Consider the following 14,255-nt stretch of genomic DNA (forward strand, 5'->3'; position numbering starts at 1 on the left):
CCGCCACGGAACGCCAGGGCGATCAGCCGTCCCTTCCTCCTGAACATCGAAGCACCCGAGATGGACCTAGCGCTAGAACGACGTTTTCCCTGCGTCGCCGACATGGAAAAGGCCGCGCAAAGACGCATGCCGCGTTTCGCCTGGGACTATCTCGCCGGCGGACTCGGGCGCGAAGCTTCCGTACGGCGCAATCTGGCGGCCATGGAAGAAGTGTTGCTTTTGCCGGGCTACCTCGCCGACGCCGACGAGCCCGATACCGGCGCAAGCCTGTTCGGTCATCGTTTCGACGCGCCATTTGCCGTCGCGCCGCTTGGGCTGGCCGGCCTTCTGTGGCCCGGGTCGGAGCTGGCACTCGCACAGGCTGCCAGGCAGCATAACGTACCCTATATCCTCAGCACTTTCGCCAACACCTCGCTTGAGACGATCCGTCCTGCAGGCGGTGATCACAGCTGGTTTCAGTTCTATCCACCCAATGATCCCGCCATGGAAGACGACATGGTGGATCGGGCGCGCAGAGGGGGCTACGAAGTCCTTGTCGTGACTGTCGACATTCCAGCGTCCACCCGGCGCGAGCGCAACATCCGCAATGGTTTGACCATCCCGCCGGTCTATGACCTTTCAACCATCATGCAGGTGGCAATGCATCCTTCATGGGCGATGGGCATTCTGCAAAACGGCGCTCCCGACTTCGCCAATCTCTCGCCCTACTATCTGAAGGGTTCGAGCCTTGCCGCAGCGGCCGAATTTGTCGGCAGGGTGATGACCGGTCACGTCACGCGCGAGCGCTTCAAGAAAATCCGGGACGCATGGCCGGGCAAAATCCTGGTCAAGGGTGTGCTTCGCGCCGACGAAGCGGAGGAATACATGTCCTTGGGCGGCGATGGTCTGATCCTCTCCAATCATGGGGGACGCCAACTCGACGCCGCGCCGTCTGCGGCGGAGGTCATCGGTGAAATCCGCGCACGGCTTGGCCCCAAGGCCTTGCTGCTGGCAGACGGCGGCGTGCGCTCCGGCCTCGATATCGCCCGGATGCTGGCGCTCGGCGCCGATTTTGTCCTGATCGGCCGGCCATTCCTGTTTGCTTCCGCCGCCATCGGACGTCGCGGCGGCGATCATGTGATGAACGTCCTGAAAGCCGAACTGAGGGCAACGATGGCGCAGCTGGGCTGCAGGACGGTCGCAGATTTGCCAGCGTGTCACTCGCGGCCAAATGTAGGGGCGGGTGAAAGCGAACTTGATCTCGGATGGAGAATTGCGTGACTGAAGCCGTTACGATGAGCGTCGAAGCCCTGCAAAATCGTGTCGTTGCCATCTTCGAGCGCACAGGGTTGAACAAGATCCAAGCGACGGCTTTGGCGCGTGTCATCGTGGCCGGAGAGCGCGATGCCTGCAAGTCGCACGGAATTTACCGCATCGAGGGTGCGTTGCGCACGGTAAAGGCCGGCAAGGTGAAGCCCGATGCCGCTCCTGTCCTTGCGCCGGATGACGGCAGCGCCATCGTCAGGGTCGACGCGCAGGGCGGTTTCGCCGGTGCGGCGTTTGAACTCGGCGTACCCGCCTTGGCCGAACGCGCCAAGCAGCTTGGCATCGCCGCGATGGTCATCAACAATTGCTCGCACTTCTCTGCCCTGTGGCCCGAAGTCGAGGCGCTGACCGCGCACGGCGTGGCAGCGTTGGTGATGTGCCCGAGCTATGCGACGGTTGCCCCATCCGGAGGCAGCAAGCCTCTGCTCGGCACCAATCCACTTGCCTTCGGCTGGCCTCGCAAGGACCAGCCGCCCTACGTGTTCGATTTTGCCACGTCGGTGGCGGCGCGCGGCGAGATCGAACTGCTCCGCCGCGCTGGCAAGCAGTTGCCCGAAGGTTGGGCGATCGACGCTGACGGCAATCCCACCACTGACCCGGCTGCCGCGCTCGCGGGCGCAATGATGCCCTTCGGCGGCCATAAGGGCTCCGCCATCGCCACCATGATAGAGCTGCTCGCCGGCATCATGATCGGCGATCTCACCAGTCCCGAGGTCTTAGACTACCTCGGCACGACGACCTTGGCGCCGGTCCATGGCGAATTGATCATTGCAATGTCACCCGAAACCTTCGCCAGGGGCCGCCCCGGCGATCCCTTAGCGCGCGCCGAAATCCTTTTCGAAACGATCGTCGGGCAAGGCGCGCGGCTGCCATCGCAGCGCCGCTTCGCCGCGCGTATCAAATCGGAAGCCGAAGGGATCAGCCTGACTGCAGCGGAGATCGCCCAGCTGGATGCGCTCTTGGCTGGCGGACTGGCGGCCGTTAAATAACGCACGTCGTTCGGAAACTCTATCGCACGGATGCGAAGAGCATGCCGCGCGCAGCCGGTCATTTCTTCACCGCCACTATGAAAAGCCGCGGAAATCTGAGCAGAACCCGCCCGTCCGACAGCTTAGGATGGGCTTGTTCGACCCGCGCGAGGTAATCGGCGAGGAATGCCTCGCGATGCTCTTCGCCGGCACGGGCGAGATAGGGCATCAGCCCTGTTCCCTTGACCCATTCGACGATCGCAGCCGCGTCGGCCATCGGGTGATTATAGATGGTGTGCCAGATATCGACGCGCGAGGCCTTGGCGATCAGCCTGTCGTAATAGGCCGACGGCGCGGGCAGGGGTCTGCGACGTACGCTTTTTGCCTCGAATGCAGCTTTCCAGGGACCGGCATGGGCGGTTTCTTCCATCGCCAGATGTGATGGTTCGCCGAGATTGTCGGGCATCTGCACGGCAAGAACCCCGCCTTCGGAAAGTCCGTCCATCAGCCGCTCGAAAATCTCGAGGTGATCAGGCAGCCACTGGAAGACGGCATTGGCAAAGAGCAGATCGGCGGGCTCCGTGGGCTGCCAGCTGCCAAGATCCGCCTCGACGAAGGCAGTGCCCGGCAGCCGCTTGCGCGCCGCCTCCAGCATGTTGATGTCGCTGTCGAGGCCGGACACGCCCGCGGCCCCGTAGCGCTCGATGATGAGTTCGGTAGAGTTGCCCGGGCCGCAGCCAAGGTCGACGGCGCGGCGAAGGCTCTGCAGCGGCACCTGCGCCAGAAGATCGCGCGCCGGCCGCGTGCGCTCGTCCTCGAATTTCGCATATTGGCTGGCCGACCATGCCATGGCGATACCTCCTGAGTAGGGCCACGTCTTTCCTGTGGCGCATGCGGATCTTGTCGAAGTTGCGGCCGTCGAGCTCAGGTACGATCTTCAGTCACAAGGATTTTGTCCACGCGCCTGCCGTCGAGATCGATGACCTCGAAGCGCCATCCATCTCTCGTGAAGCTCTCCCCCAATTCCGGCAGGTGTTTCAGCTCCTCCAGCACCAGGCCGGCCACAGTCTGATATTCGAGATCGTCTTCGAGCTTGAGGTTCAGGAACTCGGCGAATTCGTCGATCGGCGTCCAGCCGGATACGAGATAGGAACCGTCGTCTCGACGCGCGATGGCCTGCTCATCGATCGGTCCCTCCTGGAGCGCGCCCATGATCGCTTCCAGAATGTCGCCTGACGAAACTATCCCCTCGAAATGGCCGTATTCGTCAAACACCAGCACCATGTGAACAGGCGACTTCCTGATGGCTTCGATCACGCTGGTGGCGGTTGCGAGGTCCGAAACGACCGGAACGTCCTGCGTCAGAGCCTGGATGTCGACGCTGCCGCGTTCGGACATCGAGTCGTAAAAATCCTTAACCGGAAGGATGCCGATCACCTCGTCGGAACTGCCTTTGCGAACCGGCAATCGAGACCGTTTCGTTCGGTGCAACTGCGCCCGGATTTCATCGAGGCTGTCGTCGATATCGATAATTTCGACGTCCCGCCGCGGTGTCATCAGCGCCCGGGCGGTGCGGTCCGCCAGCCGCATGACGCCTGAGATCATCGCGGACTCCTCGCTTTCGATAACACCCGCCGACTGCGCCTCGGCCAGAACGGTCTTGATCTCTTCGTCAGAGACGTTGTCGCCGACTTTTCCTGTTTGGCCGAGGAGCTTGAGCACAAGATTTCCCGAGGCGTTGAGAAGCCACACGAGAGGCAGCGCAACTTTTGAAAGCAGCGCCATGGCGGGCGCGACCCTCGCCGCAACCGCTTCCGGTTCCCGCAATGCGATCTGCTTTGGAACAAGTTCGCCGACAATCAGGGAAAGATAGGTGATCGCCACGACGACGGAACCGACGCCAATGGCGTCAGCGGCCGTCGATGACATGCCCTGCGCCTCCAGCCATCCGCTCAGGCGGCCGCCGAGCGTGGCTCCTGAGAAGGCGCCGGAGAGAACACCGACCAGCGTGATGCCGATCTGAACCGTGGAGAGAAAGCGACCGGGGTGTTCTGCAAGTTTGATGGCTTGAGCTGCACCCTTGCTCCCATTGTCGGAGAGAACCTTCAGGCGGGCCGTTCGAGAAGACACGACGGCGAGCTCAGACATGGCGAGCACACCATTCAAGATGGTGAGAAGCGCCACAATTCCAATTTCCAGAAACACAGGGACCCTATTCGTTGAGGTTTTGATGCCACATAAGATGAGGCGGCGGGGCTTTCGCAGAGACGCTATATATGCGCATCACCCATCGGCAAAGCTTTCTGTGAGCCCGGCTGGGTGCGAGGCGAGGCAGACATCCTCACGCCGTATACGACAGGCGCCAGCATCTTCTGCGGCGGCTTTCCGGTTTGACCGGGGGGAGCTTGTACTGGATGGGTCGCTATCAGGCATGGCGCAATTTTGGCGGTGAAATAGGCCTGGCGCAAGAGGCGCTGGGCGAATTCCTTGTAGCGACTTGATGTGACAGTTTCGAAAAGCGGCGGCAAACATGCCTTCCGGCGGAGAATTTCAGGGGAATTCGCATTCATGCGTGATGCCGAAGACGCAAGAACCTTCCGGCATCACGCTTTCAAAATGTCAGGCCGCGAGAATGGTTATCCCATAAGCATTGGCAGCGGCCGTCATCCGGGCGATGGTCTCGGGCGAGGGGGCTTTCAGCGGCTCGCTCGTGCCTTCCGCTTCAATGAACTCGGCCATCTCGCGATCGACGACGGCCGAAAAGACTGCGGGGACGGTCCCGCGGTTGGCATAGCCGTGCACCACGAAGGGCGGGATCGTGACGATGTCGCCAGCACCTGCCTCGATCTCTTCGGGGCCGCTGTCGGTCAGCCGCCAGATCGTCAGGCGTCCCTCGATGATGCGGAACACTTCCGGGCTTGCATGCGCATGTCTCGGCGTCCGGCTGCCAGATGGCACGGTGACGTCGAAGATGTTGAACCAGGTTCCGCGGAGCCGAAGCCGCCGCTCGATCCGGTCGCCGAGCACGAAATATCGCTTCGTGTTTTCGGCAGGCATTTTCACAAACGAGTTGGACATCATGTCTCTTTCTTCTTCTTAGCGACGCTTTTCTTGCAGGCGCCTTCTTGCCGGCGCAGCCGTTAGACCTTTGCGCCGCCTTTGGCAACCGCCCCGTTGCCGGGGCAAGACCGCCGGATGGCTTCGGCACGGGATGTGCCTGATGAAGCGTCGCCGCGGATATCGGTGCGGCGGGCCGTTTTCGCAAGGTCCCTGATCCAGGGCGGCCTGCGTGAAAATGACACGGGGCCTGACGCCTTCTGAGTCTTGTCTCCGGGAGGGGCGGAGGAGGGGACACACGGCACACCGGATATTTGCGGAGCAACTGCCACCAACCGATAACGATGCGGGCGTTGGCAGCTTTGCGCCTTCATGTGAGCCGTTGGGGCAAGCTTTGCCGTCGCCCGAAAGCAGACATCGTCGGCGAACACGCTGTAGGTCGCAGATGCACCAGAGATATTGAGTCAGTGGAGATCGCTCCGGGAAGAAGTTCCCCAGTCTCCGTCTTCCTGCTATCCTGGAGATGAGGGACGGCTCTATGAGTGAGAATCGCAAGCTGGCCGCAATTCTGGCCGCCGACGTAGTCGGATACAGCCGGCTCGCCAGCGAGGACGAAGATCGCACCCTGGCAAGGTTGCGGGCACTGCGCAGCGACCTGATCGATCCAACCATCGCCGTGCACAATGGCCGTGTCATAAAGCGCACCGGCGACGGAGCGCTGGTCGAATTCCGCAGCGTTGTCGATGCGGTGCGCTGCGCCATCGAGGTTCAGAACGGCATGGTCGAGCGAAATGCCGGCGTTCAGCAGGATCGGCGCATCGAGTTCCGGATCGGCATCCATCTGGGGGACGTGGTAGAGGAAAGCGATGGCGACCTTATGGGCGATGGCGTCAACATCGCCTCGCGCCTCGAGGGTATCGCGGCCCCTGGAGCCATTTGCCTGTCCGAAGACGCCTATCGCCAGGTCAAGGCGAGGCTCGATCTCTCCGTCAGCGATCTCGGCAACACGCATTTAAAGAACATAGCCGAGCCAATCCGGATCTATTCGCTCCAGGTCGGCGCCGCCGCACAGGCAAAGCCAGCAGTGACCGCCGGCGCGGTTGCTCGTGCGCCGGCCGCATTGCCGCCGGAGCTCTCGATTGCCGTGCTGCCTTTCGTCAACATGAGCGGCGATGCCGAGCAGGAGTATTTCGCCGACGGCATCTCCGAAGATATCATCACTGCTCTGTCGAAGCTGTCGCAGTTGTTTGTCATCGCTCGCAACTCATCGTTTACGTTCAAAGGCCGGAATGTGAACGTGCAGGAGGTGGGCCAAAGCCTCAACGTGCGCTACGTGCTGGAAGGGAGCGTCCGCAAATCAGGCAACAGGGTGAGGATCACCGCGCAGCTCATCGATGCGACCACTGGCGGCCATCAGTGGGCTGAGCGTTTTGATCGCGACCTGAGCGATATCTTCGCGGTGCAGGATGACGTTACCCAGCAGATCGTCGGTGCTCTGGAGCTCAAGCTCGGGACTGGGGACCAGCAGCGGCTCGCGACCGAGCAGACCCAAAATCTGGAAGCCTATGACTGCTTCCTTCGGGGCCGTGAACAGATGTGGCGGCTGACGAGAGAGCAGAACATTCAGAGCCGCCATTTGTTGCAACGCGCCATTGATCTGGACCCGAAATTCGCCCCGGCCCACGCGTTCCTCGCCGTCGCGCACGGGCTTGCCTACGTCAACGAGTGGAGCGAATCGCCGTCGAAATCGCTGGAACAGGCGACCGGGTCTGCGACGCAGGCGGTGGCGCTCGACGATCGATATCCGTACGCACATTGGGCGCTGGGCGTCATCAGTTTGTACCTGCGACGGCTTGACGAGGCCATCCGGGAGGCTGAACGCGCGATCGCGCTTGCTCCCAACCTTGTCGAGGGCCACGAGTGCCTCGGCAACGCGCTCCACTATGCGGGCAGACCCAACGAGGCCCTCCTCTGTTTCGAGCGGGCAATGGCTCTGAATCCATATTATCCGGACATTTTTCTGCACTTTCACGCGCAGGCGATGTTCCAGCTGGGCAGGTACGAGGAGGCCGTTGTCATCCTGAAGCGCCGGCTTGTCCGCAACCCAGTCACCGACATCTCACGCGTGTTGCTGGCCGCGAGCTATGGTCACTTGGGCCGCTTCGCGGAGGCGCGCGGGGAGTGGGAGGAAGTGTTCCGGATCAATCCCGATTATTCCCTGGAGCACAGGCGCAAAGTGCTGCCCTACAAGAACCCTGCGGATTTCGAGCACATTGTGGATGGCCTGCGCAAAGCTGGCCTCACGAAGTGATTGCATTCCGTCGCCCGCGACGACGAGAATTCCTGGTCGACACAAATGCAATCCGGTGCGTTTACTTGTGTTATCGCGGACCTTTGACGTGAAGCCCGCAATGGGCTTCCGCAAAGCCTTGGTATTCCTTACCTACACGTCGAAATTTGTCGGCAAGACGATCATGTCACGGATCGTGACGTTTCGCGGGCGGGTCAGCATGAAGATGATGGCATCGGAGACCTCTGTGGGCTCGATCAGACTCCCATTGGCTTTTGCCTTCTCAAGGTTTTCCGCGGGCCAATCGGCAAGCAGAGCGGAAACGACCGGGCCGGGCGAGACCTGGCTGACCCTGATGCCGTGGTTTTTTAACTGCCGGCGCATGATCTGGACGAAACTGGTGATCGCCCATTTGGAGCTGGAATAGACCGGCTCCCACTGGATCGGCGCATGGCCGGCTACGGAGCATGTGACCAAAATGTCCCCGGTCCCGCGCTCGATCATATGCGGAGCGATGTCGCGGACGTTCTTAATGACAGCGTTCACGTTGAGATTGAGCATCCGATCGATTGTCGCGGTATCGGTATCGACAAGATCCCCGCCAATGTAGGATCCTGCATTGCAGTGCATGATGTCGAGGTGATCGACCTTTGCCAGGATTTCCGGCACCATGGCCGCACAACTTGCGGCGTCCAGAAGATCGGTGATCTGCATGACCACGGCGTCGCCAAACTCGGCAGCGTAGGTTTCCAGCGCCTGTCTGTTGTAGTCGACCATCACGACCTTGGCGCCGGCATCGACCAGAGCACGGGTCGTCGCCAGGCCGATACCGGAAGCTGCGCCGGTTACCGCAGCGATCTTTCCTTCGAGTAGTTTAGTCATCGTCTTGTCTCGCTTTTTGATTTTCAGACAGCAAGGAAGCCGCCGTCGACTGGAAGGACAGCGCCAGTGATCATGGGCGCGTCCTCTGAAATAAGCAGTGCGATCGAGCGTGCGACATCGTCGACCTCTGCAAAGCGCGCCATCGGGTGGCGAACAATCATCGGATTACGTTTGGACGGCTCGGACCACGCCTTGGCGGCAAGCTCCGTCATGGTAACCGTAGGCGCCACTGCATTGACCCGGATTCCATAGGCGCCGAGTTCCTTGGCCATGACACGTGTCGCGCCTTCCAGTCCCGCCTTCGAAGCGGCGTAGGCCACGTGATCCACGAAGCCACGATGTCCGGCGATCGAGGTCACATTCACAATCGTACCGCCGCCGCCGTTTGAAATGCGAGCCCGCGCGAACTCCTGCGCACAGATCAGCGCGGCCCGCAGGTTGATGCCGAGGACCTGCTCATAGCCCTCCTCCGTCATATCGATGACGCTTTCAAGCACATTGGTTCCCGCGCAATTGATCAGCGCGTCCGCCAGTCCCGCCTTCTTCATGGCGGCGCGTGCTGCTGCATTGTCGGCGAGATCGACTGATATTACCGTCGCGCCGAACTCTGCCGCAAGATCATCCAGATCGGCCTGGGTGCGCGACAAGGCTACAATTCGAGCGCCGCGGTGGGCGAGCAGTTCAACGCAGGCGCGACCGATACCCTTGCCAGCACCGGTGATGACGACCGTTTTTCCTGTAAAGTCCGACATGGTTGATCCTTCCGATGCCTGTTGCTCAGAACGGGAGTCTTTGCTCAGTTTGCTTGTCGAACACATGAGCCGCGGCAGGATCGACGTCGAGCCGTATCCTCTCGCCCGGCTTCAGCGCGTGGCGCTCGCGAAAGGCGCACAAGACGCGCTTGCCCGCCAATTGGACTGCCAGGAGAATTTCGGCCCCCGTCGGCTCGATCAACTCGACAGTTGCCGGTACGCCCGCATCGCCATTCGACAGTATCCACTGGTCTGGACGTACGCCGTATATCACCTCTTGGCCGTTACTCGCCCGCGTGCCTTGTGGAAGGGGAAGGGCCGACCCGTCAGAGAGCCGCGCTGAGTTGGAAGAGAGATCGATTGTGGCTGGCAGCATGTTCATCGCCGGCGAGCCGATGAAGCCGGCGACGAAGATATTTGCCGGCCTGTCGTAAAGCTCTAGCGGCGCACCGATCTGTTCCACCTTGCCGTCGCGAAGCACTACGATGCGGTCCGCCATTGTCATGGCTTCAATCTGGTCGTGCGTGACATACACGGAAGTCGCGCCGAGGCGCTGGTGAAGAGTTTTGATCTCCGAACGCATATCTACGCGCAACGCGGCGTCCAGGTTTGACAGCGGCTCGTCGAAGAAGAACGCCTTTGGGCGGCGAACCATCGCGCGCCCCATGGCAACACGCTGCCGCTGGCCTCCGGAGAGCGCCTTCGGATATCGGTCGAGATAGGGCGTAAGCCGCAACATCTCGGCAGCCTTGTCGACCTTGGCGTTGCGATCCGCAAGATTTTCGCCGCGCAATTTCAATGCGAAAGCCATGTTCTCCCGAACGGTCATGTGCGGATAGAGCGCGTAGTTCTGGAACACCATCGCCACGTCACGATCCTTGGCGGCGATGTTATCGACGCGGTTTCCACCAAGCTTGATGGTGCCGCCGGTGATCTCCTCAAGGCCGGCAAGCGACCGCAGCAGCGTGGATTTGCCGCAACCGGAGGGACCGACCAGTACGACGAACTCACCGTCGGCTATATCGAATGAGATGTTGCGCAGTGCGTGATAGGAGCCGTAATGCTTGTCGACCTGGTCGAGCTCGATCGTCGCCATCTGTCAATCCTTAGTCAGTTGTGGCGGCATGGCCGCCGATCATTCGGGACGGGTTCACGGGCAGCTTCACCATGAGGTGTATCCTGCATCGGCAACGACGATGCTGCCGGTCATCAGGCTGGCGGCATCGGAGGCCAAGAACAGGACGACAGATGCAATTTCCTCGACTTCGCCCATGCGCTTCATCGGCGTCATGTCCATCCAGTCCTTGTCCCACCCGGTCCCCTCGACGGCGGTCTTCGTCATGTCCGTCGCGATATAGGTTGGCGCGACGGCGTTGACGCGGACGCCCCGCTCGGCCCATTCGGCTGCAAGCGACTTTGTCAGCATGTGGACGGCACCCTTCGAGGTGTTGTAGCCAGCTTGCGGCTGCGGCCGGTTCGCGATGATGCCGGACATCGAACCGATATTGACGATCGAGCCCTTGCCCGCCTTCAGCATCAGGTTTCCGAAAGCGCGATTGCTCCAGAACATGCCGTTGAGGTTCACGTTCAGGACTCGGAGCCAGTCCGCATCTGACATCTCCTCCGCCGGGCTGTGCGACGCAATGCCGGCATTGGCGACCAGAATGTCCACGCGGCCAAGCCTGGTCGCGATCGCCGCCGCGACACGGTCGGTTTCGCTGGAATCGGTCACGTCCAGACGAATGAATTCGGCCTCTCGCCCCATCGCGGCGAGCTTCGAGACGGCCGACCGACCGAGCTCTTCATCAAGATCCGTCAGCACGACATGCGCGCCCGCTTCCGATAAGGCATCAGCGCAGGCATAGCCGATGTTGCGCGCCGCGCCGGTGACGACCGCCACTCTTCCACTGAGATCCAGCTTCCGCAGGTACATGCTACTTCCCAAGCTCGATCTGGATCTTGACGGAGGACGGCTTCGGTCGCACGGCGTAATCGAACGCTTCGACAGAATCCTCGAAAGCGTAGGTATCGGTGATCAGCGCATCGACATTGATCTGGTTCGATCCCAATAGCGCGACGATGCGCGGGTAGACATGGGCGTAGCGGAACACGTGTTCGATGCGCAGTTCCTTGGTCTGGGCGATGACGACATCGAGCGGGACCGGCTTCAGGGGCATGCCGACGAGGACGATGGCGCCGCCGGGGCAAGCATGGTGCGCCGTGTCTGCGATCACTTCGGCCGCGCCGGAACATTCGAAGACGACATCGACGCCCCAGCCGTCGGTTTCGCGGGCTATGACACTCTTCAGGTCCTGCGAGCGTACGTTGACGGTCATGATGGCAGGGCCGAGCTTGCGCGCCACGGCAAGCTTTTCGTCGACAACGTCGGTAACGATAACTCTGGCGCAGCCAGCCGACAGCGCCGCGATCGCTGTCACCATGCCGATCGGCCCGGCACCCGTGACCAGCGCGATCGCACCGGGCGTCAGCCTCGCCTTGGAGACTGCTTGAAAGCCTACAGCCAACGGCTCGACCATAGCGCCAGCGGCGTAGGAGACGTTGTTCGGAAGCTTAAAGGTGAAGGCCGCCGGGTGGACCACGCTCGGTCTCAGTACGCCATGCACCGGCGGCGTCGCCCAGAAGCGCACCGCGGGATCGAGATTGTAGAGACCCAGTCGCGACGCGCGACTTTGAGGATCGGGAATGCCGGGCTCCATGCAAACGCGGTCGCCGACTTTCAAGTTCTGCACCCTGCTGCCGACCTCTTCGATGATGCCGGCGGCTTCGTGGCCGAGGATCATCGGCTCGCGCACAACGAAAGGGCCGATCGCGCCGTGAGTGTAATAGTGAACGTCGGATCCGCAGACGCCAACGGTTTTGATGGCGATGCGCACGTCGGTGGGACCGAGCGCCTCCTTCGGGTCCAGGTCGCGAATGCGCAGTTCGTCTTTGCGTTCGAGGACGAGTGATCTCATGTCTTCAGCCCTTTCGGATAATGAACACGGCCAGCGCCAGGCAGAGCACCGTCGCCACCCATAGGGGCAACACGCCCTCAAGGAAGCGCATCCATAGAAGATGCACCAGGATCAGGATCACGACGGAGATGAAGCCCCTGTCGAAGCCGTTGGTTCGGATAGGCAGGAACCCGTCGCGTTGGGTTTTCTGGGGTTGAACGCCAGCCATCTTCTTACCCTTTCAACGCGCCGAACGTGAGGCCGGTCACGATGTGTTTCTGGACGAAGCCGAGCACGATGAGGGCCGGGAGCGTGGTCAGGAACGCCATCGCCGCCATCTCGCCCCAGTTCGTTCCGGTGACCGAGACATATTCGGCGAGCGCTGTCGTCACCGTCCTGGCGTCAGCCGATGACGTTAGCGTCGCTGCGAACAGGTACTCGTTCCAGGCGAAAATCCAGGTCAGGATGAAGGTGACGGCCAGCCCCGGCCGCGCCAGCGGCAGGATCACGTTGGACAGCACCTGGCCGGTCGTCGCACCATCGACCCGCGCCGCTTCGTCAAGCTCCAGCGGAATCCCGTCGAGCATGCCCTTCAAGAGCCAGACGGCGAAGGGCAGATTGAAGACGCAATAGAGCAGGATCAGGCCAATCTTCGTGTCGAACAGCATGAAATCGCCGAACACGAACCACTTGGTGAACAGCAGGAAGAGCGGCAGCAGAAACACGGCTGGCGGCGCCATGCGGTTGGTGATCAGCCAGAAAAACACGTTGTCACCGCCGCCGATTTTGTAACGCGACAGCCCGAACGCCGCGAGCAGGCCGAGCGCGCACACCAGCGCTGCGTTCGATGTCGCCACGATCAGCGAATTCCAGAGATACTGCAGGAAGGTCGAGCTGTTCAGCACCGCCAGGAAATTGTTCCAGTAAAGATCGTCGATGAGGAACGACTTCGAATAAAGCTTCACGCGGGGGCGCATGGAAACTACCAGCATCCACCAGACCGGAAGCAGTGTCAGAATCGTCAGACATATCCAAAGGACGAAGGAGGCTATACCGGAGCGTCTCATTGTGCGCCTCCCTTGCGGCCGGTCATGGCGACGAACAGCAGCCAGCTCAGAACGATCGTGACGTAAAGCGTCAGCAGCGACATGGCCGCACCGTAGCCGTAATCGGTCTTCGGAAAGACGTTGATCCAGATATGAAGGCCGATGAACCGGGTCGCCTCAGCCGGACCACCCTTGGTCAGCATCCAGATTTCGTCGACCGAGCGCAATGCGTCCATCAGCCGGATGAAGACGGTTGTCAGCAACACCGGCTTCAACATCGGAACGATCACGTACCAGAAAATCTGCAGCTTGTTGCCGCCGTCGATCTGCGCCTGTTCGAGCGGTTCTTTCGGCAAGGCGGTCAGTCCCGCCATGAGCGACAGCGTGACGAACGGCGTCCAATGCCACAGGTCCATGATGATCGCCGTGGCGAAGGCGTGATAGGCATTGGTCGAGATGTTGTAGTCGATGCCGAACCACAGTTTCAGGTAATAGGGCACGATGCCGAAGCCCGGAACGCAAAGCAGCCGCCAGGTAGCGCCGACTGCAATGGGCGCGACAACGATCGGCAGTGTGTGGATCGTGCGAAAGAACTGCCGGCCCCACAGGCGGTCTGCCATCAGCGCGCGGGCCAGGACGTAGCCTAGCAACAGTTCGCTCACAACGACGAAGAATGCGAAGACCAGCGTGCGCGCAAGCGAGTTCAGGAATGTCGTGTCAAAAACGAGGCTGCGATAATTCTGGAGGCCTGCCCAGCGCAGGGTGGGGTCGACTGCGTTGGTGTTCCAGTCGAAGAAGCCGACATAGAGAATGTAGATGAAGGGAACGAACCCGACAACGAAGAGGATTAGCGTGGCTGGTGTTAGAAACAGCCATCCGATGTTGGATTGTCTCATCCTGCGCTCCGTCAGATCGTCCTTGACACTTATTCGCCTGACTACCAGCGTCGCGGGCGGGCCCGCAAACCGCAGTCAGGAAAGGGGCGGCCACCTTGCTGAAGG

At 61.1% G+C, this 14,255-nt stretch carries 14 protein-coding genes; 3 read left to right on the forward strand and 11 right to left on the reverse strand.

All coding sequences use genetic code 11. The annotated features are described in order from the left end of the window. Positions 1-60: 60 nt before the first annotated feature. Positions 61-1,260 carry an alpha-hydroxy acid oxidase gene (locus tag J0663_RS14705; RefSeq protein WP_207241054.1) on the forward strand — a complete coding sequence of 400 codons (1,200 nt, stop codon included), beginning with the start codon at positions 61-63 and terminating at the stop codon, positions 1,258-1,260. A gap of 14 nt (positions 1,261-1,274) precedes the next feature. Next, positions 1,275-2,294, forward strand: a complete 1,020-nt coding sequence (locus J0663_RS14710; RefSeq protein WP_375337267.1) for an Ldh family oxidoreductase — start codon at positions 1,275-1,277, stop codon at positions 2,292-2,294. Between the two features lie 58 nt (positions 2,295-2,352). On the opposite strand, the gene tam is transcribed toward J0663_RS14710, so the two are convergent. From tam to J0663_RS14725, 3 genes are all read right to left on the reverse strand, one after another. Next, positions 2,353-3,123: a trans-aconitate 2-methyltransferase gene (gene tam, locus J0663_RS14715; RefSeq protein ID WP_207241056.1), complete on the reverse strand. Its 771-nt coding sequence runs from the start codon at positions 3,121-3,123 to the stop codon at positions 2,353-2,355. 74 nt (positions 3,124-3,197) lie between these two features. Next, positions 3,198-4,478 carry a hemolysin family protein gene (locus J0663_RS14720; protein ID WP_207241057.1) on the reverse strand — a complete coding sequence of 427 codons (1,281 nt, stop codon included), beginning with the start codon at positions 4,476-4,478 and terminating at the stop codon, positions 3,198-3,200. Positions 4,479-4,892: 414 nt separating this feature from the next. Beyond that, positions 4,893-5,354, reverse strand: a complete 462-nt coding sequence (locus tag J0663_RS14725; protein ID WP_207241058.1) for a cupin domain-containing protein — start codon at positions 5,352-5,354, stop codon at positions 4,893-4,895. A 514-nt stretch (positions 5,355-5,868) separates the two neighbouring features. On the opposite strand from J0663_RS14725, the gene J0663_RS14730 reads away from it, so the two are divergent. Further along, entirely contained in the window at positions 5,869-7,641 is a 1,773-nt protein-coding gene (locus J0663_RS14730) for an adenylate/guanylate cyclase domain-containing protein (RefSeq protein ID WP_207241059.1), read from the forward strand. Between the two features lie 132 nt (positions 7,642-7,773). On the opposite strand, the gene J0663_RS14735 is transcribed toward J0663_RS14730, so the two are convergent. The 8 genes from J0663_RS14735 to J0663_RS14770 form a co-directional block, all read right to left on the reverse strand. Beyond that, the gene (locus tag J0663_RS14735) at positions 7,774-8,502 is read right to left on the reverse strand and encodes an SDR family oxidoreductase (protein ID WP_207241060.1); all 729 of its coding nucleotides are present in this window, start codon (positions 8,500-8,502) and stop codon (positions 7,774-7,776) included. A 23-nt stretch (positions 8,503-8,525) separates the two neighbouring features. Beyond that, positions 8,526-9,254 (reverse strand): SDR family oxidoreductase, encoded by a 729-nt coding sequence (locus tag J0663_RS14740; RefSeq protein ID WP_207241061.1) that lies wholly within the window; start codon positions 9,252-9,254, stop codon positions 8,526-8,528. Between the two features lie 25 nt (positions 9,255-9,279). Next, entirely contained in the window at positions 9,280-10,350 is a 1,071-nt protein-coding gene (locus J0663_RS14745; protein ID WP_207241062.1) for an ABC transporter ATP-binding protein, read from the reverse strand. Between the two features lie 66 nt (positions 10,351-10,416). Next, positions 10,417-11,187, reverse strand: coding sequence for an SDR family NAD(P)-dependent oxidoreductase (locus tag J0663_RS14750; RefSeq protein WP_207241063.1), 771 nt, complete (start codon positions 11,185-11,187; stop codon positions 10,417-10,419). A 1-nt stretch (position 11,188) separates the two neighbouring features. Next, entirely contained in the window at positions 11,189-12,229 is a 1,041-nt protein-coding gene (locus J0663_RS14755) for an NAD(P)-dependent alcohol dehydrogenase (RefSeq protein WP_207241064.1), read from the reverse strand. Positions 12,230-12,233: 4 nt separating this feature from the next. Beyond that, the gene (locus tag J0663_RS14760) at positions 12,234-12,437 is read right to left on the reverse strand and encodes a DUF2160 family membrane protein (RefSeq protein ID WP_207241065.1); all 204 of its coding nucleotides are present in this window, start codon (positions 12,435-12,437) and stop codon (positions 12,234-12,236) included. A gap of 4 nt (positions 12,438-12,441) precedes the next feature. Beyond that, complete coding sequence (locus tag J0663_RS14765; RefSeq protein ID WP_097591495.1) at positions 12,442-13,275, reverse strand: carbohydrate ABC transporter permease; 834 nt, start codon at positions 13,273-13,275, stop codon at positions 12,442-12,444. Continuing rightward, on the reverse strand, positions 13,272-14,150 hold the full coding sequence (locus J0663_RS14770; RefSeq protein WP_207241066.1) for a carbohydrate ABC transporter permease: 879 nt from the start codon (positions 14,148-14,150) through the stop codon (positions 13,272-13,274). Before J0663_RS14770 ends, J0663_RS14765 begins: the two co-directional genes overlap by 4 nt. Positions 14,151-14,255: the final 105 nt, after the last annotated feature.

Source organism: Rhizobium lentis, assembly GCF_017352135.1.
Lineage (GTDB): Bacteria > Pseudomonadota > Alphaproteobacteria > Rhizobiales > Rhizobiaceae > Rhizobium > Rhizobium lentis.

What these genes read in the sequence shown, in the direction of transcription:
- J0663_RS14745 (WP_207241062.1), bottom strand. Translation starts at nt 10,350, where the DNA reads ATGGCGACGATCGAGCTCGACCAGGTCGACAAGCATTACGGCTCCTAT.
- J0663_RS14705 (WP_207241054.1), top strand. Translation starts at nt 61, where the DNA reads ATGGACCTAGCGCTAGAACGACGTTTTCCCTGCGTCGCCGACATGGAA.
- J0663_RS14725 (WP_207241058.1), bottom strand. Translation starts at nt 5,354, where the DNA reads ATGATGTCCAACTCGTTTGTGAAAATGCCTGCCGAAAACACGAAGCGA.
- J0663_RS14760 (WP_207241065.1), bottom strand. Translation starts at nt 12,437, where the DNA reads ATGGCTGGCGTTCAACCCCAGAAAACCCAACGCGACGGGTTCCTGCCT.
- J0663_RS14735 (WP_207241060.1), bottom strand. Translation starts at nt 8,502, where the DNA reads ATGACTAAACTACTCGAAGGAAAGATCGCTGCGGTAACCGGCGCAGCT.
- J0663_RS14740 (WP_207241061.1), bottom strand. Translation starts at nt 9,254, where the DNA reads ATGTCGGACTTTACAGGAAAAACGGTCGTCATCACCGGTGCTGGCAAG.
- J0663_RS14770 (WP_207241066.1), bottom strand. Translation starts at nt 14,150, where the DNA reads ATGAGACAATCCAACATCGGATGGCTGTTTCTAACACCAGCCACGCTA.
- J0663_RS14750 (WP_207241063.1), bottom strand. Translation starts at nt 11,187, where the DNA reads ATGTACCTGCGGAAGCTGGATCTCAGTGGAAGAGTGGCGGTCGTCACC.
- J0663_RS14710 (WP_375337267.1), top strand. Translation starts at nt 1,275, where the DNA reads ATGAGCGTCGAAGCCCTGCAAAATCGTGTCGTTGCCATCTTCGAGCGC.
- J0663_RS14765 (WP_097591495.1), bottom strand. Translation starts at nt 13,275, where the DNA reads ATGAGACGCTCCGGTATAGCCTCCTTCGTCCTTTGGATATGTCTGACG.
- J0663_RS14755 (WP_207241064.1), bottom strand. Translation starts at nt 12,229, where the DNA reads ATGAGATCACTCGTCCTCGAACGCAAAGACGAACTGCGCATTCGCGAC.
- J0663_RS14730 (WP_207241059.1), top strand. Translation starts at nt 5,869, where the DNA reads ATGAGTGAGAATCGCAAGCTGGCCGCAATTCTGGCCGCCGACGTAGTC.
- tam (WP_207241056.1), bottom strand. Translation starts at nt 3,123, where the DNA reads ATGGCATGGTCGGCCAGCCAATATGCGAAATTCGAGGACGAGCGCACG.